Source organism: Enterobacter sp. PL_is514 (assembly GCF_055816715.1).
Genome location: NZ_JBVPGN010000028.1, coordinates 315,809 through 337,536, shown reverse-complemented (window position 1 = coordinate 337,536; position 21,728 = coordinate 315,809). Strand labels below are relative to the sequence as shown.

Annotated in this window: 18 protein-coding genes; 2 read left to right on the top strand and 16 right to left on the bottom strand. The window is 57.9% G+C overall.

All coding sequences use genetic code 11. The annotated features are described in order from the left end of the window. The first annotated feature begins 195 nt into the window (after positions 1-195). Positions 196-1,929, top strand: a complete 1,734-nt coding sequence (gene argS / locus AC0TNG_RS07840) for an arginine--tRNA ligase (protein ID WP_024909682.1) — start codon at positions 196-198, stop codon at positions 1,927-1,929. A gap of 57 nt (positions 1,930-1,986) precedes the next feature. On the opposite strand, the gene flhE is transcribed toward argS, so the two are convergent. The 14 genes from flhE to AC0TNG_RS07770 all read right to left on the bottom strand — a co-directional run bounded on the left by flhE (position 1,987) and on the right by AC0TNG_RS07770 (position 17,366). Next, positions 1,987-2,379, bottom strand: a complete 393-nt coding sequence (flhE, locus tag AC0TNG_RS07835; protein ID WP_473713386.1) for a flagellar protein FlhE — start codon at positions 2,377-2,379, stop codon at positions 1,987-1,989. Beyond that, entirely contained in the window at positions 2,379-4,457 is a 2,079-nt protein-coding gene (gene flhA / locus AC0TNG_RS07830; RefSeq protein ID WP_024909680.1) for a flagellar biosynthesis protein FlhA, read from the bottom strand. The genes flhE and flhA overlap by 1 nt, the downstream gene beginning before the upstream one ends. Then, the gene (gene flhB / locus AC0TNG_RS07825) at positions 4,450-5,598 is read right to left on the bottom strand and encodes a flagellar biosynthesis protein FlhB (protein WP_024909679.1); all 1,149 of its coding nucleotides are present in this window, start codon (positions 5,596-5,598) and stop codon (positions 4,450-4,452) included. Before flhB ends, flhA begins: the two co-directional genes overlap by 8 nt. A gap of 148 nt (positions 5,599-5,746) precedes the next feature. After that, complete coding sequence (gene cheZ / locus AC0TNG_RS07820) at positions 5,747-6,391, bottom strand: protein phosphatase CheZ (RefSeq protein ID WP_023312251.1); 645 nt, start codon at positions 6,389-6,391, stop codon at positions 5,747-5,749. Positions 6,392-6,401: 10 nt separating this feature from the next. After that, positions 6,402-6,791, bottom strand: coding sequence for a chemotaxis response regulator CheY (cheY, locus tag AC0TNG_RS07815; protein WP_008500431.1), 390 nt, complete (start codon positions 6,789-6,791; stop codon positions 6,402-6,404). 17 nt (positions 6,792-6,808) lie between these two features. After that, positions 6,809-7,858, bottom strand: coding sequence for a protein-glutamate methylesterase/protein-glutamine glutaminase (locus tag AC0TNG_RS07810; RefSeq protein ID WP_008500430.1), 1,050 nt, complete (start codon positions 7,856-7,858; stop codon positions 6,809-6,811). Continuing rightward, positions 7,855-8,721, bottom strand: a complete 867-nt coding sequence (gene cheR / locus AC0TNG_RS07805; protein WP_023312253.1) for a protein-glutamate O-methyltransferase CheR — start codon at positions 8,719-8,721, stop codon at positions 7,855-7,857. Before cheR ends, AC0TNG_RS07810 begins: the two co-directional genes overlap by 4 nt. A gap of 19 nt (positions 8,722-8,740) precedes the next feature. After that, entirely contained in the window at positions 8,741-10,342 is a 1,602-nt protein-coding gene (tap, locus tag AC0TNG_RS07800) for a methyl-accepting chemotaxis protein IV (protein ID WP_024909678.1), read from the bottom strand. A gap of 44 nt (positions 10,343-10,386) precedes the next feature. Beyond that, positions 10,387-12,054 (bottom strand): methyl-accepting chemotaxis protein II, encoded by a 1,668-nt coding sequence (gene tar / locus AC0TNG_RS07795; RefSeq protein ID WP_061714863.1) that lies wholly within the window; start codon positions 12,052-12,054, stop codon positions 10,387-10,389. 84 nt (positions 12,055-12,138) lie between these two features. Next, the gene (locus AC0TNG_RS07790) at positions 12,139-13,101 is read right to left on the bottom strand and encodes a Csu type fimbrial protein (RefSeq protein WP_473713385.1); all 963 of its coding nucleotides are present in this window, start codon (positions 13,099-13,101) and stop codon (positions 12,139-12,141) included. Then, positions 13,098-15,482: a fimbria/pilus outer membrane usher protein gene (locus tag AC0TNG_RS07785; protein ID WP_473713384.1), complete on the bottom strand. Its 2,385-nt coding sequence runs from the start codon at positions 15,480-15,482 to the stop codon at positions 13,098-13,100. The genes AC0TNG_RS07790 and AC0TNG_RS07785 overlap by 4 nt, the downstream gene beginning before the upstream one ends. Further along, the gene (locus tag AC0TNG_RS07780; protein ID WP_024909674.1) at positions 15,458-16,216 is read right to left on the bottom strand and encodes a fimbrial biogenesis chaperone; all 759 of its coding nucleotides are present in this window, start codon (positions 16,214-16,216) and stop codon (positions 15,458-15,460) included. Before AC0TNG_RS07780 ends, AC0TNG_RS07785 begins: the two co-directional genes overlap by 25 nt. Positions 16,217-16,232: 16 nt before the next feature. Continuing rightward, positions 16,233-16,781: a Csu type fimbrial protein gene (locus AC0TNG_RS07775; protein WP_024909673.1), complete on the bottom strand. Its 549-nt coding sequence runs from the start codon at positions 16,779-16,781 to the stop codon at positions 16,233-16,235. 12 nt (positions 16,782-16,793) lie between these two features. Beyond that, complete coding sequence (locus AC0TNG_RS07770) at positions 16,794-17,366, bottom strand: Csu type fimbrial protein (protein ID WP_032647817.1); 573 nt, start codon at positions 17,364-17,366, stop codon at positions 16,794-16,796. Positions 17,367-17,795: 429 nt separating this feature from the next. On the opposite strand from AC0TNG_RS07770, the gene AC0TNG_RS07765 reads away from it, so the two are divergent. Beyond that, positions 17,796-19,061 (top strand): dicarboxylate/amino acid:cation symporter, encoded by a 1,266-nt coding sequence (locus AC0TNG_RS07765; protein ID WP_024909671.1) that lies wholly within the window; start codon positions 17,796-17,798, stop codon positions 19,059-19,061. 106 nt (positions 19,062-19,167) lie between these two features. Here AC0TNG_RS07765 and cheW read toward each other — a convergent pair whose 3' ends face one another. Together cheW and cheA are read right to left on the bottom strand one after the other, a co-directional pair. Continuing rightward, positions 19,168-19,671, bottom strand: coding sequence for a chemotaxis protein CheW (gene cheW, locus AC0TNG_RS07760; RefSeq protein WP_023312262.1), 504 nt, complete (start codon positions 19,669-19,671; stop codon positions 19,168-19,170). A 19-nt stretch (positions 19,672-19,690) separates the two neighbouring features. Further along, positions 19,691-21,727: a chemotaxis protein CheA gene (cheA, locus tag AC0TNG_RS07755; protein WP_024909670.1), complete on the bottom strand. Its 2,037-nt coding sequence runs from the start codon at positions 21,725-21,727 to the stop codon at positions 19,691-19,693. Between the last annotated feature and the right edge of the window lies 1 nt (position 21,728).

Sequence of the window (21,728 nt, the reverse complement as noted above, 5' to 3'; positions counted from 1 at the left end):
TGCCCTGTTTTGACCAACCGCATAATCCGGCTTTTTATGACTGCATGTTTATGCACACCTTCACTGCCTGGATTCTGAGCAATCTTCAGGCCCCGCGATGCTGACGGCAGAAGGCATTTGCAGTATACTCCCGCCCTAAATTCTTTAACTGGCGCGGGCGGTTGTAAGCCCGCATCAAAAACGTAAGGTATCCAGGTGAATATTCAGGCTCTTCTCTCCGAAAAAGTCAGTCAGGCACTGATTGCCGCAGGTGCACCTGCGGATTGCGAACCGCAGGTTCGTCAGTCAGCAAAAGTACAGTTTGGCGACTATCAGGCTAATGGCGTGATGGCAGTGGCTAAAAAACTGGGCATGCCGCCGCGACAGCTCGCTGAGCAGGTACTGACGCATCTGGATCTTTCCGGCATTGCCAGCAAAACCGAAATTGCCGGCCCGGGCTTTATCAATATCTTCCTGGAACCTGCGTTCCTGGCCCGCCACGTTGATGCGGCGCTGAAATCCGATCGTCTGGGTGTGTCCCAGCCGGAAGCGCAGACCGTCGTGATCGACTATTCTGCGCCGAACGTGGCGAAAGAGATGCACGTTGGCCACCTGCGCTCCACCATCATCGGTGATGCCGCAGTGCGCACGCTCGAGTTCCTCGGTCACAAGGTGATCCGCGCGAACCACGTGGGCGACTGGGGTACCCAGTTCGGCATGCTGATTGCTTACCTGGAAAAACAGCAGCAGGAAAACGCGGGTGAAATGGCGCTGGCGGACCTGGAAGGGTTCTATCGCGAAGCCAAAAAACACTACGACGAAGACGAAGCCTTTGCCGAGCGCGCGCGCAGCTACGTGGTAAAACTGCAGGGCGGCGATCAATACTTCCTCGAGATGTGGCGCAAGCTGGTTGACATCACCATGTCTCAGAACCAGCTTACCTATAACCGCCTGAACGTCACCCTGACCCGTGACGACGTGATGGGTGAAAGTCTGTATAACCCAATGCTGCCCGGTATTGTGGCGGACCTGAAAGCGAAAAATCTGGCGGTTGAGAGCGAAGGCGCAACGGTTGTGTTCCTTGATGAGTATAAAAACAAGGAAGGTGAACCGATGGGCGTGATCATCCAGAAAAAGGATGGCGGCTATCTCTACACCACTACCGACATCGCCTGCGCAAAATACCGTTACGAAACGCTGCATGCCGACCGCGTGCTGTACTACATCGACTCCCGTCAGCACCAGCACCTGATGCAGGCGTGGACCATCGTGCGTAAAGCCGGTTACGTGCCGGATTGCGTTCCGCTGGAACACCACATGTTCGGCATGATGCTGGGTAAAGACGGCAAGCCGTTCAAAACCCGTGCGGGCGGTACCGTGAAGCTTTCTGACCTGCTGGACGAAGCGCTGGAACGCGCCCGCCGTCTGGTGGCCGAGAAGAATCCGGACATGCCTGCTGACGAACTGGAAAAACTGGCCAACGCCGTGGGTATCGGTGCGGTGAAATACGCGGATCTTTCCAAGAACCGTACCACCGACTATATCTTCGACTGGGATAACATGCTGGCGTTTGAAGGCAACACGGCGCCATACATGCAGTACGCCTATACCCGCGTGCTGTCGGTATTCCGTAAAGCTAATATCGACGAAAGCGTGCTGGCAAATGCTGCCGTGACCATCACGGAGGACCGTGAAGCGCAGCTGGCGGCACGTCTGCTGCAGTTCGAAGAGACGCTGACGGTGGTCGCGCGTGACGGCACGCCGCACGTGATGTGTGCTTACCTGTACGATCTGGCGGGTCTGTTCTCCGGCTTCTACGAGCACTGCCCTATTCTGTCTGCGGAAAACGAATCGGTCCGCAACAGCCGCCTGAAGCTGGCGCAGCTCACGGCGAAGACCCTGAAGCTGGGTCTGGATACCCTGGGTATCGAAACCGTAGAACGTATGTAATACAAAAAACCCGGCAAGCGCCGGGTTTTGTTTTTTGCAGTCCTGCTCACGCAACCGTCAGCGGTAGTTCACGATGACAGAATTACTCTGCACCTTCAGCGCCGGGATCAAACGTCCCCCGCCCGGCACTTCCCAGATGAAACGCAAAGGCTCAATGGCCGGTACGCCGTTGAACGCCTGCGTCGTACCATTTTCGCCGTCGATTTCCGTGCAGCGCGTCTGAGAACAGAGACGTACCCGCAGTCCGGCTGGCGTAGGGCCAATCAGCCGGTAGTTCCAGACCACAAGGCCCATCTGACCGGAAACGCCTTCAGAAGGCGAAAGCGGGTTAGAGGACATGGCGACGCCCCGGTTGCTGAGGCTCACCCCCATGCTGCTTGCCTGCCAGGTCCCCTCCCCGCCAGCCTGTGCCACCAGCGGGAAGAGTAAAATCCAAAGCCATTTACGCATTATTTTCCTCCAATCGTCGCGGTCATGCGGATATGACGGTTGTCCGACAGCTCCAGATTCGAGAGTACAACCAGCTGGTTCAGGCTGCGACGCAGGAAGCGCGACAGCAGCGGACGCAGCGCATGGTTCACCAGCAGCACCGGCGGCGCGCCAAGCATCTCCTGACGCGCCAGCGCCTCCTGGGTTTGCGCCAGCAGACGGTCCGCCAGGCCCGGCTCCAGCCCGCCCCCGCCCTGCAGGGCCTGAAGCAGCAGGCGTTCAAGCGGCGTATCGAGGCCAATAACCTGCACTTCTCCAGTTCCCGGGAACCACTGCTGGGTGATCGCACGCCCCAGCGCCACGCGCACCACCGCCGTCAGCTCGTGCGGATCGCTCTGGATTGGCGCATGCTCTGCCAGCGTTTCCAGAATGGTGCGCATATCGCGGATCGGTACCTTTTCTTCGAGCAGGTTTTGCAGCACCTTGTGCAGCGTCGTCAGCGTCACCACGCCCGGGACCAGATCTTCCGTCAGCTTCGGCATCTCCTGCGTGACGCGGTCCAGCAGCTGCTGCGCTTCCTGACGGCCAAACAGCTCTGCCGAGAATTGCCCAATCAGGTGATTAAGGTGGGTCGCCACCACGGTACTGGCTTCAACAACCGTATACCCTTGGATCTGCGCCTGCTCTTTCAGGGCACTTTCAATCCAGATCGCGGCCAGACCAAAGGCCGGGTCGATGGTTTGCTCGCCCGGCAGCGTGCCTGCGGCGGTACCGGGGTTAATCGCCAGCCAGCGGCCCGGATAGGCATCACCGCTGCCAATTTCAACGCCTTTCATCAGGATGCGATAGCGCGCGGGCGGCAGGTCCATATTGTCGCGGATGTGAACAACCGGCGGCAGGAAGCCCATATCCTGCGCGAATTTTTTACGGATGCTGCGGATACGGCCAAGCAGCTCGCCGTCCTGCTGGAAATCGACCATCGGGATCAGGCGATAGCCCACTTCCATTCCCAGGGAATCTTCCAGCTGAACGTCGTTCCAGGTCGCTTCGACGGCCTGGGTATTCTCCGGCATTTTTACCGGAACAGGTTCCGCAGCCGGTTTGGTTTCACGGCCACGCATCCACCAGGCTAGCCCCAGCAGACCTGCCGTAAACAGCAGGAAGACGAGGTTTGGCATCCCCGGCACCAGACCGAGCAACCCGAGAACCGCCGCGGCAAGCAGCATGACGCGCGGGTTGCTGAACAGCTGGCCCACCATCTGCTCGCCAACGTCCTGATCGGTGCTCACGCGGGTCACGATAACACCCGCCGCCGTGGAGATAACCAGCGCCGGGATCTGCGCAACCAGACCGTCACCAATGGTCAGCAGCGTATAGCTTTCCGCCGCGTGGCCCATGTCCATTCCGTGCTGCAGTACCCCCACCAGCAGGCCGCCGACCACGTTAATCACCATGATCAGAATGCCTGCGATGGCGTCACCGCGCACAAACTTACTCGCACCGTCCATGGAGCCGTAAAAGTCCGCTTCCTGCGTCACTTCCGAACGGCGTTTTTTGGCTTCATCTTCGGCGATAAGACCGGCGTTCAGGTCGGCGTCGATCGCCATCTGCTTGCCCGGCATCCCGTCGAGCACAAAGCGCGCGCCCACTTCCGCAATACGCCCTGCACCTTTGGTGATGACCATAAAGTTGATGATAACGAGGATAACGAACACCACGATACCGATAGCGAAATTGCCGCCCACCAGGAAGTGGCCGAACGCTTCCACCACTTTACCCGCCGCTGCCGCCCCGGTGTGACCTTCCATCAGGATGATACGCGTGGACGCTACGTTCAGCGCCAGTCGCAGCAGGGTGGTAAACAGCAGAATGGTCGGGAACGCGGCGAATTCCAGGGTACGCTGGGTGAACATCGCCACCAGCAGCACCATAATGGACAGCGCAATATTGAAAGTGAAAAGCAGGTCGAGGATGAACGCCGGGAGCGGCAGTACCATCATCGACAGAATTAGCAGGATCAGAATCGGCCCGGCCAGGATCTGCCATTGGGTCGATTTCAGGTTGCCGGGCAGGCGCAACATTGCCACCAGATTAGCCATCAGTGTCCTTCTCGTTCATAAAATCCAGCGCGGCAGGCACCGGAAGGTTCTCAGGTTTCACAGGCCGTTGACCGCCGGCCAGACGCCAGCGCTTCAACTGCCATACCCAGGCCAGCACTTCCGCCACGGCGGCGTAGAGCTGTCCCGGGATCTGTTGTCCAATATCCGCATGGCGGTACAGGGCACGCGCCAGCGGAGGAGCTTCCAGGATCGGCACGCGGTGTTCGGTGCCAATTTCCCGGATACGCAGAGCAATCAGCCCCGCCCCTTTCGCCACCACTTTCGGCGCGCTCATTTTGTTTTCGTCATAGCGCAGCGCAACGGAATAGTGCGTCGGGTTAGTAACAATGACGTCGGCCTTCGGCACATCTTCCATCATGCGGCGACGGGCGGCGGCACGCTGCATCTGGCGGATGCGCCCTTTCACGTGCGGGTCACCTTCCATCTGCTTATATTCGTCACGAATATCCTGCCGTGACATGCGCAGTTTTTTGAAGTGGGTATAAAGCTGGAAGATCACGTCAAAACCCACCATCGGGATAATGCTGAGCACCACTAGCAGCGCGCAGAGCCCGACCAGATTCAGCGCGTTGCTCATCGCGGTGAGCGGTGATTCGCTGATAAGACGCATCATTTCCGGCCAGTGGTACCAGAGGTAAAACCCTGCGGAACTGCCCATCAGCACCGATTTGAGAACGGCTTTGAGCAGCTCAGCCCCGGTCTGGGCAGAGAACATTTTCGCAATGCCCGGCAGCGGGTTCAGTTTGGAAAATTTCGGCTGCAGCGATTTGGCACTAAAAACCAGACCGCCGAGCATCACCGGAGAGACCAGCGCGACCAGCACAACCCCGGTAATCAGGGGCAGCAGCGCAACCATGGCCCCTTTAATAAGCTGAATTATCTGGCTGAGGATCAGATTCGGATCGTTGACCATGCTGTGGTCAAAGCGTAAGCCGGTGGACAACATTCCCGCCAGTTTGCGGGCGAGCGACTCCCCGCCCCACCAGATAATGCACACCCCTACGATAAGGATCAGCAGGGAGGTCAATTCTCGGGATCGGGGGATCTGCCCTTCCTCACGCGCCTTTTCTAGTCGGTGGGGTGTGGGGGCTTCCGTTTTGTCGTCGTTCTCTTCAGCCACAGTGCATGCTCAGCCCATTACGTCACGGGTATCATGCCAGCGCAGCGGAAATCCAATGGCGGGAAAAGCCCGTTTATTCGGGCTCTTTTCGGTGATTTTGTCGCAAACCGCCTCAGGTGGCGTTAACCTCCTGAGGCGGAACGGACCATCAGAAGCCGAGGCTGTCCAGCAGGTCGTCGACCTGATCCTGGCTTGCCACAACGCCCGCTTTGCTGGCGTCGAGCTGAGGACCATTGAGCAGGCTTTCATTCTCGCGTTTTGGACGGGCTGCCGGCTCCGGAATGTTCTCCAGCAGAACCATCAGCAGCTGACGTTCAATCTCCTGGATAACATCCATCATGCGCTTGATCACCTGACCGGTCAGGTCCTGGAAATCCTGCGCCATCATGATGTCCAGCAGCTGGGCGTTGGTGAAGCTGGTGTGACCCGGCACATCACCCAGGTACTGACGGGTATCCGTCACCAGCTCACGGGCATCCGCCAGCTCGATAGGGTTCTCAAACCACTCGTCCCAGCGTTTGCTCAGCGCTTTCGCCCCCTTTTCCATCGCATCCTGGTGCGGCTGTGACGCTTCAACGCTGTTCAGCGCACGTTCCGCGGCCTGAGCGGTCATCTGCACAACATAGTCCAGACGATCGCGGGCATCAGGAATGGCTTCCGCGGCTTCGGCAATCGCCTGATCCAGACCCAGCTCGCGCAGGCTGTCACGCAGCATGCGCGTCAGGCTGCCGATGCGGACGATGATATCGCTCGGCGAGTGTTCTTCAACGGGTTTCATAGCAGGTTGCAACATTTCCATCACCTCACATGCCGAGTTTCTCGAAGATCTTACCGAGCTTCTCTTCCAGGGTTGCCGCGGTGAATGGCTTCACCACATAGCCGCTTGCGCCCGCCTGTGCAGCGGCAATGATGTTCTCTTTTTTCGCTTCTGCAGTGACCATCAGAACCGGCATAGACGCCATTCCCGCATCGGCACGAATGGTTTTCAGCAGTTCCAGACCGTCCATGTTAGGCATGTTCCAGTCGGAGATAACAAAACCAAACCCGCCAGCCTGCAGCTTGTTCAGCGCATCAACGCCGTCTTCTGCTTCTTCAACGTTGTTGAAGCCCAGCTCTTTCAGCAGGTTGCGCACGATGCGACGCATGGTGGAAAAGTCATCCACAACCAAAAACTTAAGCTCTTTATCCGCCATAAAATAATACTCCTGAGTCAAATACGTATTGCCTGTCCGGCACTGATTTTCGCCAGCATCTGCTGGCTTACCTGGCTAAGATCGACCACTTCGCTCACGCCACCCATATTGATGGCCTCGCGCGGCATGCCGAACACCACACAACTTGCTTCATTCTGCGCAATCGTCCAGGCGCCAGCCTGGTGCATTGCAAGCATTCCGGCGGCACCATCGTTGCCCATCCCCGTCAGGATCACCCCAACGGCGTTGCGCCCCGCATGTTTCGCCACCGAATGAAACAGCACATCCACCGACGGACGGTGCCGGTTGACCGGCGGTCCGTCATGAATTTTGATTTGATAGTTAGCGCCGCTGCGCGCCAGCTCCATATGCTTGTCGCCCGGGGCGATGTAGGCATGTCCCGGGAGCACGCGCTCGCCGTCTTCCGCCTCTTTCACGCTGATCTGGCACAGCTTGTTCAGGCGTTCGGCGAACGAACGGGTAAAGCCTGGCGGCATATGCTGAGTGATCAGAATACCCGGACTTGAAAGCGGCAATGGCTGGAGTACATGACGAATTGCCTCTGTTCCTCCGGTTGACGCGCCAATCACCAGCAGTTTTTCCGAGCTGAGTAAGGGACCGGCCTTCAGGGTCGCAGGCGCGGCCATCGGCGTGTGGGCGGCAAGCTTCGCACGAGACGCGGTGCGGATCTTCTCGGCGATCATTTCGCTGTAGGCCAGCATCCCTTCGCGAATGCCGAGCTGCGGTTTGGTGACAAAATCCACCGCCCCCAGCTCCAGCGCGCGCAGGGTGATTTCCGAGCCTTTTCCGGTCAGGGAGGAGACCATCACCACCGGCATGGGCCGAAGCCGCATTAATTTTTCGAGGAAATCTATGCCATCCATGCGCGGCATCTCGACATCCAGCGTTAGCACGTCGGGGTTATATTTTTTAATTAAATCCCGCGCTACCAGCGGATCGGGCGCGGTTGCCACCATCTCCATGTCGCTGTGGCTATTGATAATTTCAGTCATGATCTGACGCATCAGCGCTGAATCATCGACAGACAACACCCTGATTTTACTCATGCTTTTTCCTTACTCAGCGCATATACCGTTTGCCCACGCAGGCTAAACTCACGCGCGAGGTTGCTGAAGTTTTCCGAGTGCCCTGCAAACAGTAAACCGTCAGGCTTGAGCAACGGAACAAACCGACGCAGAATGTCCTGTTGCGTCGTTTTATCAAAATAGATCATGACGTTACGGCAAAAGATAGCGTCGAACGGCCCCGGCACGTTGTACTGCTTATCCAGCAGGTTTACGGGCGCGAATTCAACGCAGTTCGCCAGTTCCTGGCGTACGCGTACCAGGCCTTCATGCGGGCCCGTTCCGCGCATGAAATAACGCTGCAGCTGCTGTGGTGACAGCGTTTTCAGCTCATCCTGGCGATAAACGCCGTTACGCGCCTTCTCCAGCACCTCGGTATCGATATCGCTGGCGTAGACTTTCCAGCGTCCGGGCGTCATGCCCAGGGTATCAGCCAGGGTGATCGCCAGCGAATACGGTTCTTCACCCGTCGAGGCGGCCGCACTCCATACGCGATACTCCCCGGTGCGACGGCGTGCGTGCTCGGCCAGGACCGGGAAATGGTGGGCTTCACGGAAAAACGCCGTCAGGTTGGTGGTTAACGAGTTAATAAAAGCCTGCCACTCCGCGCTGTTCTGGTTCGCCTCGAGCATGCTCAGATAGCGGCCAAAATCATCCAGCCCCAGCGTGCGCAAGCGCCGCACCAGGCGGTTGTAGACCATGTCGCGCTTATGATCCGCAAGCACGATCCCCGCACGCTGGTAGATTAACTGACATATCCGACGAAAATGCGCGTCGGACAGCGCGAGGCGCTGTGTCATCTGCAACAATAATGACGTTTGCCCAGGGGGCATTGGTGATGTCATAGCGCCTTCTTAATTACATTCAGGATACAACTGGCACGGCCTGCGACCGCCCGACTTCTGTTACTGCTTCAACGTGCTCTTTCACATTAAACACCGCGACCAGTCCGGTCAGACGATCGGCCTGACTGGCCAGCTGATCGGTTGCCGCTGCCGCTTCCTCAACTAACGAGGCGTTCTGTTGCGTCACCTGATCCATCTGGCTGACGGCCTGTGCAACCTGCTCAATGCCGCGACGCTGTTCGTCCGACGCCGAGGCAATTTCGCCCATGATGTCGTTCACCCGCGTCACGGAGGTGACGATCTCGTGCATGGTTTTCGCCGCCGTATCCACAAGCGTTGAGCCCTGCTGAACGCGCGAGACCGACTCTTCGATCAGCACCTTAATCTCTTTCGCCGCGTTGGCGCTGCGGCTCGCCAGGTTACGCACTTCCCCTGCCACCACCGCAAATCCTCGCCCCTGCTCCCCGGCGCGCGCCGCTTCCACGGCGGCATTCAGCGCCAGAATGTTGGTCTGGAACGCGATACCGTCAATCACGCTGATGATGTCACCAATTTTCTGCGAACTGGTGGCAATCTCCTGCATGGTGCTGGCGACATGGGACGCCTGGTCTCCGCCTTTCTTCGCCGTCATCGCCGCCTGTTTTGACAGGTCAGACGCCTGACGCGCGTTATCGGCGTTCTGGCTTACCGTCGCGGTCAGCTGCTCCATGCTGGCCGCCGTCTGCGCCAGCGAAGCCGCCTGCTGCTCGGTGCGTGACGAGAGATCGTTATTGCCCGCCGCAATCTCTGAGATCCCGGTGTGCATGGCATAACTGCCCTGCCGCACGTCGCTCACCGTTTCCCGCAGCGATCCCTGCATCGCCTTCAGGCTGGCAAAGATCGCCGAAATTTCGTTCCTGCCGAACACCGCTACCGGACGCGCCAGATCGCCTTTCGCAATACTGTCGAAGTGGCTGCTGATAATCGCCAGCGGCTGGACAATCATTCTGCGCGACCAGAGCAGTGCGGCGCCGGTCAGCAGCCCTGCCAGAATCACCACCACGGCAAAGATGACGCCCGACATGTGATAGCTTTGACGGCTCTGTTCACCGGCACGCTGAACAGACTGGTTAATATCCTGCTGCCACGCGTTAAAGCTGCCGTCAAACGCCGCCTGCGAGGCCTGAACCGGCGCGGTCATAAAGTCCGACAGCTGGTTGTTCTCAAGCCACGTCGCCTGATGGTCCAGATCGCTGTACCACTGTTCAAAGTTCGTCTTCATGGCGGCCTTCAGCGCTTTCTCTTTCTCGCTGTCGGCGGCCTGCGCCGTAAAAGCTTTAAACTGTGCGTCAGCCTGTTTCAGGCTGTCGCGCGCGGTCGCCATCAGCGCTTTAATGTCATCCGGCGGATAACTCAGCGCGGTTAAGGTTCCCGCCTTGTTCAGCGCAGTGCTTGCCTGCAACAGCACGGCACGCGTTTGTGCCAGTGCGGAGCGCTGCTGATTACTCGTCTCAACTTCCTGCAAATTCTGATAGCCATCGCGAAACGCCCAGAAAGACAACCCGTTACTGCCAACCTGCAACACACCGCAAAGGATCAGAATCAAAAACAGTGTGGTCGAGATACGAATACGATTTAACATCCACGCTCCCATCAAGCGGCAAGCAGCCGCGGTTTAATTGTCAGTCAAAATGTTTCCCAGTTTTCATCTTGTCCGGTCGTCGCGGTGCGCGTACGGCTTGCAGCCGATTCAGCGACTGGCGCGCGATACGTCGCCTGCGGGGTGACCGTGTTTCCAGCGAGTGAAGCGAGACGAAACGCCGAGACGGCCATCTTCAGACGGCTCGCCTGGTCTTCCAGCGCAGCGGCCGCCGCAGCGGACTCCTGCACCAGCGCGGCGTTTTGTTGTGTCACGCGATCCATTTCCGATACCGCCAGGGCAACCTGGTCGATACCACGACTCTGCTCATCAGACGCAGAGGCGATTTCACCCATGATGTCCGTCACGCGGGTGACGGCATTCACGATGTCATTCATGGTCTCCCCGGCACTTTCCACCAGCACGGAGCCGGTATCCACGCGGGAGACGGAATCTTCAATCAGCGACTTGATCTCTTTCGCCGCGTTGGCGCTGCGGCTGGCCAAATTGCGCACTTCCCCGGCCACCACGGCAAACCCGCGTCCCTGTTCGCCCGCACGCGCCGCTTCCACGGCGGCGTTCAGCGCCAGAATGTTGGTCTGGAAGGCAATACCGTCAATGACGCTGATGATGTCGGCGATCTTCTTCGAGCTGTCGGCGATTTCGTGCATGGTTTTCACCACGCCATCTACCACGCGACCGCCTCGCTGCGCCGTCTCGGAGGCGCTTTCTGCCAGCTGAGACGCCTGACGGGCGTTATCGGCGTTCTGCTTCACGGTCGCGGTAAGCTGCTCCATGCTGGCGGCCGTCTCTTCCAGGGCGGAAGCCTGCTGCTCGGTACGAGATGAGAGATCGTTATTCCCCATCGCAATTTCGCTGGTGCCGGTATAAATAGCTTCCGACCCGTTGCGCACGTTGGCGACGGTGTCGATTAACGAACGCTGCATGTGGTCAACGCTATTTGCCAGCTCGGTGATCTCATTACGCCCGGAAACGGTCAGCGTTTTGGTCAGATCGCCGCCGGCAATTTCACGAATGTGGGCAATGACGCGGCCAAGAGGGTTCAGCAGGATATGGCGAATGCCGTACCATACTGCGACCAGCACAATGACCAGCGCCAGCGCCATCACGGCCATCTGCCATTTCGCAAAACGATAGTCATTCTGGCTTGCGGTAAAGGCTGTGTGATAGAGATCGCCACTGACCTTCGCGTACTCCCCCAGCGCCGCGCCGAGGGCGTTTTGCATCCCCTGCGTAGGCTGTGCGAAATAGGCGTCCATATTGCCGCTCTCCAGGAACTGAATCAGTTCCGTCAGACCGGCATGGTAGGCGCTGTATTTTTCATCGATATTCTGGCTCACCTGCTCCATCGCAGGCTGCGGGGTGATCTTTTTGAAGGCGTCGTAGTGTTTAGCGGCGTCAGCAAGGGTGGCACGGGCATTTTTCAACAGATCGGTTTTCGCGCTGCTCTGCTGATTGTTGGGATCCATCATCATGCGCGCGGACGAGCGGCTCAGGTTGATACGCGTTTGCAGCATCAGATCCCACGTTGACGTGAGTTCACTTTGCTGCAGACGGAGATCGTTCGAGGCCGCGAAGCTGTCCTGGTTCTGTTTTAATGACGAGAAAAAAAGCCCGCCGGAGATAAGCTGAAGAAGTGCGAAAATGACCAGCACCATCATAAGCATTGTGACAACGCGGATACGGTTCAACATACAACACCTTCTCATAGATTTATTAACGGTGTTATCGGCACTACCCACAGGAACTTTACATTTGAGAAAGGGAAAAGCGCGGGGCTAAAACGCCACGTCAACAATCAGCGTATCGGTGTAGGTTCCGGCGGGTGGCGTGGTCTGATTGGTAAGGACTTTCGCGGTGTAATTGTAGGTGCGCAGCAAGCCGTCGGTGCTGACCTGTGACGATACCGCGCTGGACCAGCGCTCGCTGCCGCTGCCGCCCCAGCGGTTACTGGTGGCTTCTTTATAGATGTCATAGCTCATGGCGTTGCTGCCGCTCACCATGCGCCGCACGTTGTTCAGCGCGTTAGCCCCGTTGTTAATGCCGATGGTATACGTACTGCCTTTGGTACAGGTGACGGCAATCGCCTGCGAAACGGTAGGGAAACTTTGTACCAGCGGTGCGCTGTTGAAGTTCACGTCCGGCGTGGTCATGGCGCTGCAATCGTTGGTAACAGTCATGTTCAGTAGAATGGTGGTCGTCGCGGTGCCCGCCTGATTGATTGTGCAAATGCCGAGCGCGCCCACGGAGCACACGCTGTAGTTAACGCTGAAGGTTAACTGCACCTGATATGGCCCGGCAGTGACGTTTTGTCCGGCGACGGTGCGAAAATAGAGCGGAATGTTGTACTGCTTTGACCCCAGCAGCCCCAGCAAGGTATTTCCACTCCAGGTATACGATTTACTTATCTGTACCTCGCTGCTGCTCGCGCAGCCCGAGAGTCCGCACAGCCGGGTGGGGATCACGTCCGTGATGGTCGCATCATCTGTCCGTTTCATGGTGGCCCGGCTGCTGCCCGAAACCGATGCCGCGGTGTAGGTCAGCGTCACCGAGTCGTTGGTCAGCAGATTCAGTATGGCATCACAGGACACCACCAGCGTGCCGGTGGTTTCCACCTCGCCTGTTCCGCTGAGCGCGAAGGAGGTGACGCTGCCAAATGAGGCATTGACCGTACTGACGGTACACGCCGCCCAGCCGCCGCTGGAGAACAGCAGCAGAATCAACAGCAGCAGGCGCGTCATGGCGCCTCCCGACAAATCAGCGGCCCGTAGGTTTTCAGCTTGTGTTCCGGATTGGCCCCCACGGTCAGGGTCGCCCTGCAGCGTTTTCCGTCAGGCGCTATCACCTCCAGCGGGTTCACATCACTGAGATTTTCCAGCCAGGCGATGCCGTCATACCCCACCACCGCATTGCTGCGCGAGACCCGTCGGACCTGGCTTCCCACCGGCAGCGCCTGCCCGTGCGCATCATGCAGAATAACGCTTGCCACCCGCTCCTGCTCCATCGGGAAATCAACCAGATAGCCGCTGTGACGGCGGATCGCGATCCGTCGCTCGGTCTCTTTCAGACGGGTATCCGCCGGCAGATTCAGGGTATCAATCCGGTAGCTTGCGGGGTAATACGCCGACACCCCGCTCACCAGCAGGTAGCCGTTGTTATTGGTTTTACCGACGGGCTGGTTCTCGTAGCTGACGGGCACATCCGGATGACCGTCGGTACTGATGACCACAAACGCATCGTTGATTTTATTCGCTGCAAACAGTTCGCCGTCCATCAGGACAATTGCGCCCATCGCCTCGCCCCACCAGGTCATGGTATCCCTTTCGCCATAACCGCCGCCCTGCAGCTCTATATTGTTATTGCGCCAGCCCAGCGTCCCCTGTTGATAATCACTGGATCTTGACTGGTTGGCCCAGGCCATGTTCCAGCTAAACCCACCGTCAGAAGGCATGGAATGGTTATAGTTGATGCGCTGGGTACTGCCTGCATCCGGGGTATTTTCAACGGTGACGGCAGCGCTGTCGCGTGCACCCAGGGGCACCTGCAGCGACAGCGCGACCGTCCAGTCTCCCCGCTGCTGATCCCGGCTGCCGGCCAGGTAAATACTGCTCGCCCCCCACAGATTGCGGCTCCAGGAGAGATTGAGCAGTTCGGTTTTTTGGCTGTCGAAACTCTCCACGCCGATCCAGGCCGCACCGATGTTGCCGTACTGTCCCAGATTGAAGGTCAGAGAATACTGGTCCGTATTACGGCTGAAGCTGGCGATGGGTTTATCGTTTTCATCATACACCGTCGGCTGGTCATAGAGGGCCAGATTGCCAAAACCGCGACCGCGACGCGTGTGCTGGGTGGCGACGCTAAACGCGCTGGTGCTGTACTGGTAACCCCAGTTGATTTGCCCGCCCGCATCACCGCGCATGCGGCTTTGCGAGTAAGAGGTATTCACCACGCCAAACTGGCCGAGTTTCATCACGGTCCCCGCCCCACCCAGCGCCAGCTCCTGCGCCCCTTCCGCGTGGCCTTCCAGCGTTAGCCAGTCTGTTAGACCGTAGCGATACGAGCCGCTGCCCGCCGCGGAACCGTAGTCAAAATTCCTGATACCGTAATTACGCCGCAGGCTGCCCAGGGTCACGGCACCGTCGCTGAGCCCTTGTTTAAGCAGGTCGCTGGTGACGTAAAACGGTAGCGTGGTGCTCACCTGGCGCCCCAGCGCATCCGTCGTGACCAGCACCGCATCCCCGGCGCCGTTGATATAGGGCAGATTGGTCAGGGTGAAGGGGCCCGGCTGAAGCTGGGTTGAGCCGGAACGATAGCCATTGATAAAGAGATCGACCGAGGTGGGTACCGCGGCCTCCCCCGCGAACTCGGGCAGCGGCCACGTCACCAGATCGGGGCGCAGGGAGAAATCTCGCCCGACGCTGATCCCCCCCATCCGCACGCTGGAGCTCCAGCTCAGGGCATCGCTGATCACGTCCCCGACGCTCCAGCTCATCGCGTCATCTTCGTTAGTGAACAGCAGGGTCGTGTCATAGCGGACATACCCTTCCTGCTGGCCGTCGTTACCGCTGAAATTTTCGCGCGCGTAGCCGGTGGAGGAAAAGGAGCCGTTCTCGTCGAAGTAGCGGAACTCATGCCAGAGCGACGCCTGACCGCCGATATGTTCCGTGTGGTTGGTGTAGAGATCGTAATTCAGCAGCGCCCCGCGCCCGTAGTGCGGTTTGGCCTGCGTCGCTTGCGCGCTGAACGGCGTCACCCGGGCCGTCACCCAGTCGCGGGGAACGGTCAGCAGCAGGCGCTGCGCGGCGCTGTCGTACTCCACCCGAACCAGGGCAAGCGAGGAGAGATTCACCTCTCCGGTGGGAACATGCGCCGGGGGCAGCCCCGCGCGCAGCAAATCGGCGCTGGAGATAAAGAAAGCGCCTTTACGCTGCGTCACGGGCACGACCAGACCGGTGTCGTAGTGGTTGACCACGAGGGCAAGCTGGAAAACCGCTTCATCATGTATCGCCTGTGCCTGGGGCGGCGGCGGTAAACTGTCGTCACCGGGCTCAGCCCAGGTTGCGGAACTGACGCAGAGCAGTATCATCATCGCCGGCTTCAGTTGACGGGCGTCGACTGCCATTGTGCGTCCCTGGCATTAATCTGCGCGCTCATCCGCTCTGGCTGACGAACGCCAGCGGGTACCGGCCAGCTGCGGGTGCTGCCCGGAAGGACGTACCCCAGTAATCCCTCCGCAACCGTGCGTTTCTGCCCTCCCTGCTCCAGCGCCACCTGGCTTAGCCTGACATGGACATCCCCGCGATTTCGGACCTCCAGCGCAGGCTGTCCACCCGCCTGCGTCACCCGCCAGCTCAGGTTTCGGGTCTCCACCAGCGCGTGGTGCGCGCCCTCTTTTATCGTCGGTATCCCCTGTCCATACACAAACAGAGGAATGGAGTATCGCATCTGCAATTTGAGGCCAATGGAGGGTTCGGCTTTGGCATCAGGCTGGGGGATTTCATCGACAATAATGCGGTAGGCCTGTTCGACGCCTGCGGGGACTGAAGTCTGTTTGATAAGGCGAATAAGCTGCTTGCTGCCCGTGCCAATCGTGACGATCGGCGGGCTGGCGACCACGTCCTGCTGCGCGGTATAACGCTCGTGTCCGTCCTCCTGCTTCCAGCGCACGATGCGGACCTGCATCGTCGTGGCGCTGTTTCCCTGGTTCTGGATCCACAGTTCCGTGGCATTGGCGTCCGCAGCAAGCCACGGATCGATCGGCCAGAGCAGGATAGTGGCCGCCGCCTGTACCTGGCCGATTGCCGCAGCCATGCCCAACGCGCCCGCCAGACAAACGGGTCTGAAAAATGGCTTCATCAACACTCTCCCTTTATTACCATGACAAGGTCACGGTGAGCTGATCGGAATAGGTTCCCGCCGGGCTAAAACCGGTCAGTAGCGCCACGCCAAAAAGCGGCAGCGCGATGTTATTGCTGTTGGTATAGGTCACCGCTATCGCCTGGTTGACGCCAATTTCGCTGTTCGCGGCCAGCGAGCTGCTGCTGTAAAGCCGGTACGGCACCAGTTCTGTTCCGCCTGACCGCTTCATCCGGCGGACGGAGGCGTAATTCTGCCCGCCGTTAATGCTCATGCTCAGCGCCACGCCCGGCGTACAGGCGATAGACAACGCCCCGTTTGGCACAAAGCTGGTGCTGACCGGCGCGCTCTCGACGCCGTTATGGGTGCCAAAATCCAGCGTACCGAGAAGCCCTCCGCTACCGGTGGCTACCGCGCATCCCGGTACAATCGTCGCGCTGACCTTAAACGACTGTGATGTCACCGCATTCGCCGCGGGCATCATGAGCAATCCGACGAGCAGCGCGAAAAAAGGCTGCACGTGTCCCTCTGCGCATTTGCGCAGACCTGTGAGAGTTGCCTTCATGGCTATTCGGGACTAATAGGTTACGCTGACGTTAATCGTGTCGGTGTAGGTTCCCGGGACGACCGTCACGCTGTTACCACCGCCGGTAATACGTCCGTAGAGGGTGTAGCTGTCTACCCCTCCGGCCGTTGAGGCGATCGGCAACGCGGCGTTGTTGGCAATCACTGTGTTAAACCCGCTGTCGCTGTACAGGCTGTAAGCCACGCCCTGGGCCGCGTTGGCCGTATTAACCAGATAGCGTTCAGGCGTCCCCGGCGAACCGACAACGGTTCCGGGTGCCGTAGAATGGGTATTACCGGTGATCGCCACCGTATAGCTGGCGGTCGTACATTGAATGGTGAAGGTGTTTCCGCCGCTGGCGCCGCTCAGCTGCGTCGTAAGAGTGGAAAAGGTTGCCGGATGGGTACCGAAATCGAGCGTACCGAAGTTAATGCCGCTTTGCGCGGGCGAACCGTTTATCAGACAGCCGTTTGTCAGCGTCAGCGTCGCGCCGATGGTGCCACTGCTGGTGACGGCCAGCGCCTGATGGGCCGTAGTCGCAGTCAGTAAGGTTCCTGCGCAGATCAAAAGGAGTTTTCTTTTCATTTACCACCCTCCAGAAGACGTCTCCGTTCCCTTGCCACATTTTATTTTTGTCGTTCAAGATGTTAGCCCCGCTTAAGGTTCCTTTGAGGGGATTATTGAGAATTTAGTTTACGGATATCGCTTCGACCACCCGCCCCTCAACGCATAAGCCATATGTCTTATTGACTTAATTTCCTTATTAATAACAGAGAGTTAAATTTATTTAATCCGCGATTTTATTTTTTCCGGAGAGAATATATCCATTAAAGTGTGATGCAGATCACAATATATCGTCAGGGCAATAACAACAAAATTAATAAAACTTAAAAAGGTGTTGTATCCCCCTACACTTTACGTCAATTTATGTGCCGAATAATTTCCTGCATCGTAATAAAAAATTTATATGTATCGATGCGGGCTACATCTGAAGCGCATAGAGGGTCTTTTTTCGTGGCAAGTGCAAACAAACTCACACTCTTCATCGTGATATTCATGCTGGCGGGTATTCTTTCAGGGGCAGCAATTCATGAATATGCATCTGCGGATGCCATCACAGCCTGGTCGGATAACATTACCCTTCTGACCGATATTTTCCTCCGTCTGATCAAAATGGTCATTGCACCATTGGTCTTCAGCACGCTCACCGTCGGCATTATGAAGCTGGGCGAAACCTCCACTATTGGCCGCGTTGGCGGTAAAGCGATGGTGTGGTTTATCAGCTCATCCGTACTCTCTATTCTGGTTGGCCTGTTTATCGTCACGCTGGAGCATCCGGGAAGCGGTCTGAACCTGACGATCCCAACCGAAGCGGTGGATACCGGTCTGGCCGTTGGCGGCATGACGCTGAAAGCGTTCCTGTCGCACACCATTCCAACCAGTATCGCAGGGGCGATGTCGAACAATGAGATCCTGCAGATTGTGGTGTTCTCGATGTTCTTCGGCATCGGCGGCGCGTCGCTGGGGCAGAAATTCAACGCGCCGCTGGTGGCCGCGCTGGATGTGGTTTCCCATATCATGCTGAAGGTCACGGGTTACGTGATGTACGTTGCTCCGCTGGCCATTTTTGCGGCGATCTCCTCCGTGATTGCCACGCAGGGTCTGGGCATTCTGCTGAACTACGCCTCCTTTATTGGTGGCTACTATGTTGCCATTCTTCTCACCTGCATGGTGCTGCTGGCCGTGGGTTACATGGTGCTGAAAAAAGAGGTGTTCCGCCTGGTCAGCATGCTGAAAGATCCGGTCCTGGTGGCGTTTACCACCAGCAGCTCTGAAGCCGCCTACCCTAAAACGCTGGAGCAGCTGGAGCGTTTTGGCTGCTCGCGCAACATCGCCTCTTTCGTTCTGCCGATTGGCTACTCCTTCAACCTGGTGGGTTCGATGGTGTACTGCTCTTTCGCTTCGATGTTTATCGCTCAGGCGTACAACATTCACCTGAGCTTCTCGGAAGTGACGGTTCTGATGCTGACGCTGATGCTGGCCTCCAAAGGGATTGCGGGCGTACCGCGTTCATCCCTGGTGGTGCTGGCCGCGACGATCCCAAGCTTTAACATTCCGGTGGCGGGTATTCTGCTGCTGATGGGGATCGACCACTTCCTGGATATGGGCCGTTCCGCAATTAACGTTCTGGGGAATGGTATTGCGACCGCGATGCTGTCGCAGAATGAAGGTGCGCGTGAAGCTGAAGCGGAAGCTGAGCTGGTAAAGCAGGAAGCGTAATGGCATGAAAAAAGGGTGAGGCCTGATGCCCTCACCCCAACCCTCTCCCACAGGGAGAGGGAGCAAACACAAAAAACGGCAACCTGGGTTGCCGTTTTGCATTTACCTACGCTACGTGACTCGCCGCGATATCCAGCAGCGCCATCTCATCGCTGTTCAGCAGCTTCTCGATGTTCACCAGAATCAGCATACGCTCGCCGAGCGCGCCCAGACCAGTCAGGTATTCGGTCGACAGCGTGACCGCAAACTCCGGCGCTGGGCGAATTTGGTCTGAGGTCAGGGAGAGCACATCAGATACGCCATCGACCACGATACCGACCACGCGCTGCCCCAGGTTCAGAACGATCACCACGGTGTTGTCGTCGTAGTCAACGTCGCCCTGGCTGAACTTCACGCGCAGGTCCACGATTGGCACAATAACGCCACGCAGGTTGGTGACACCTTTAATAAAAGCAGGCGTGTTAGCGATGCGGGTAACCTGGTCGTAACCACGGATTTCCTGCACTTTCAGGATATCGATGCCGTACTCCTCATCGCCTAAAGTGAAGACCAGGAATTCCTGCCCTGATGGCTCGCCCGCCAGTTTCGTTACATTACTCATACCGGTCATGTTATTACCTTCTACTTAATCAGGCGGCTGTGTACGCCACACGTTGTTCACGATTTAATCCCTGAAGCGCCGACACATCGACGATCAGCGCCACGCTACCATCACCCAGAATGGTGGCGGCAGAAATACCCGGCACTTTGCGGTAGTTACTTTCGAGGTTCTTCACCACCACCTGGTGCTGGCCAATCAGCTGATCAACCAGCAGCGCGTAGCGGCGGCCCGCGCTTTGCAGGATCACAACGATACCCTGCGTGGCCTCTGTCTTCGCCCCGTCTACCTCGAACACTTTCCACAGTTCCACCAGCGGCAGGTACTCACCACGCACTTCAAGAACGCGCTCGCCACCCGCCAGCGGATGCAGATCTTCTTCGCGCGGCTGCAGGGATTCCATCACGGCGTTCAGCGGCAGGATAAAGACTTCGTCCGCCACTTTGACTGACATGCCGTCGAGGATCGCCAGCGTCAGCGGCAGAAGAATGCGAATGGTAGTGCCGGAACCCTGTTTAGACTGGATCTCAACGTGGCCGCCCATTTCCTGGATGTTACGTTTCACCACGTCCATGCCTACGCCGCGCCCGGAGACGTCGGTCACCTGCTCTGCGGTAGAGAAGCCCGGTGCGAAGATCAGCATGCCCACTTCTTCGTCGGTCATGTTTTCATTGACCGCCATCCCCTGCGAAATTGCTTTTGCCAGGATGCGCTCGCGATTCAGACCGGCGCCGTCATCGGTCACTTCGATGCAGATGTTCCCGCCCTGATGTTCCGCAGAGAGGATCAAGTTGCCGACCGGGGATTTTCCGGCGGCAATGCGGTTTTCCGGCAGTTCGATACCGTGGTCGAGACTGTTACGCACCAGGTGCGTTAACGGATCGATGATGCGCTCGATCAGGCTCTTATCCAGTTCGGTTGAGCTGCCCATCAGGGTCAGTTCAATCTGTTTATTCAGCTTGCTGGCAAGGTCACGCACCAGACGCGGGAAGCGGCTGAAGACATATTCCATCGGCATCATACGGATGGACATGACCGATTCCTGCAAGTCACGGGCGTTACGCTGCAGCTGGCCCATGCTGGTGATCAGATCGCCATGGGTGACCGGGTCGAGTTCGTTTGAACGTTGCGCCAGCATCGACTGGGTGATCACCAGTTCGCCCACCAGGTTAATCAACTGGTCAACCTTCTCAACGGCAACGCGGATACTGGTTGACTCGCTGGAGCGCGCGGCAGGTTTTTCACCACGGCCAGGCGCAGCGGCCTCTTTTGGTACTGCCTTCAGCGCCGGGGCCGCAGGCGTCACAGCCGGTGCCGCGGCCTGAGCGACAACAGCCACCTCTTCCGCAGCCGCAGGGGCGTCAACCGCAGCCGTTTCGGTTTCGAAAGCGATCTGGTCAGCTTCAATCACAAAGCACAGCACCGCCACGATATCGTCCTGGCCAATCCCGTCATCAAGCGTCGCGGCCAGGCTGTCTTTGCCTTTTACCACGTTGCTTAATTTCGCCAGGTTACCCAGCTCTTCTTCCAGCAGGTTAACTTCGTTCTCTTTCAGGCGCGACAGCACAACGCGCAGTTTGCCCGCCTGCGCAGCGGCTGGCGCGGCCTCGTCGGCAGCAACCGCATCGACAACGCTCAGTTTCGCGGCCGGAACAACCGCTGCGGCAACCTCACCTTTTGCTTCCAGCGCGAGCTGGCGCAGCGCATTGCAGATGTATTCAAAGCTGGCGGCATCAGGCTCTGCCGAACTTTTATAGGCGTCGAGCTGTTCCTGCATAATATCTTTGGTTTCCAAAAACAGGTTGATAATGTCGGTATTGAGCTGCATCTCACCGCGTCGTGCTTCATCAAGCAGGTTTTCCATTAAATGGGTCGTTTCCTGCAGGATGGTAAATCCAAACGTTCCGGCTCCGCCTTTAATAGAATGCGCCGCACGGAAGATGGCATTGAGCTGCTCGGAGTCCGGTGCTTCGGGCACCAGGTCGAGCAAGTGTTGTTCCATATCGGCCAACAATTCGTCGGCTTCATCAAAGAATGTCTGGTAAAAATCGCTAATATCCATGCTCACG

Bases quoted from the DNA above. Each gene is read 5' to 3' on its own strand.
- tar (WP_061714863.1), bottom strand. From the start codon at position 12,054: ATGTTGAACCGTATCCGCGTTGTCACAATGCTTATGATGGTGCTGGTC.
- AC0TNG_RS07810 (WP_008500430.1), bottom strand. From the start codon at position 7,858: ATGAGTAAAATCAGGGTGTTGTCTGTCGATGATTCAGCGCTGATGCGT.
- AC0TNG_RS07785 (WP_473713384.1), bottom strand. From the start codon at position 15,482: ATGGCAGTCGACGCCCGTCAACTGAAGCCGGCGATGATGATACTGCTC.
- cheZ (WP_023312251.1), bottom strand. From the start codon at position 6,391: ATGTTGCAACCTGCTATGAAACCCGTTGAAGAACACTCGCCGAGCGAT.
- AC0TNG_RS07770 (WP_032647817.1), bottom strand. From the start codon at position 17,366: ATGAAAAGAAAACTCCTTTTGATCTGCGCAGGAACCTTACTGACTGCG.
- cheY (WP_008500431.1), bottom strand. From the start codon at position 6,791: ATGGCGGATAAAGAGCTTAAGTTTTTGGTTGTGGATGACTTTTCCACC.
- AC0TNG_RS07780 (WP_024909674.1), bottom strand. From the start codon at position 16,216: ATGAAGCCATTTTTCAGACCCGTTTGTCTGGCGGGCGCGTTGGGCATG.
- cheW (WP_023312262.1), bottom strand. From the start codon at position 19,671: ATGACCGGTATGAGTAATGTAACGAAACTGGCGGGCGAGCCATCAGGG.
- cheR (WP_023312253.1), bottom strand. From the start codon at position 8,721: ATGACATCACCAATGCCCCCTGGGCAAACGTCATTATTGTTGCAGATG.
- flhA (WP_024909680.1), bottom strand. From the start codon at position 4,457: ATGGCTAATCTGGTGGCAATGTTGCGCCTGCCCGGCAACCTGAAATCG.
- AC0TNG_RS07790 (WP_473713385.1), bottom strand. From the start codon at position 13,101: ATGACGCGCCTGCTGCTGTTGATTCTGCTGCTGTTCTCCAGCGGCGGC.
- tap (WP_024909678.1), bottom strand. From the start codon at position 10,342: ATGTTAAATCGTATTCGTATCTCGACCACACTGTTTTTGATTCTGATC.
- flhE (WP_473713386.1), bottom strand. From the start codon at position 2,379: ATGCGTAAATGGCTTTGGATTTTACTCTTCCCGCTGGTGGCACAGGCT.
- AC0TNG_RS07775 (WP_024909673.1), bottom strand. From the start codon at position 16,781: ATGAAGGCAACTCTCACAGGTCTGCGCAAATGCGCAGAGGGACACGTG.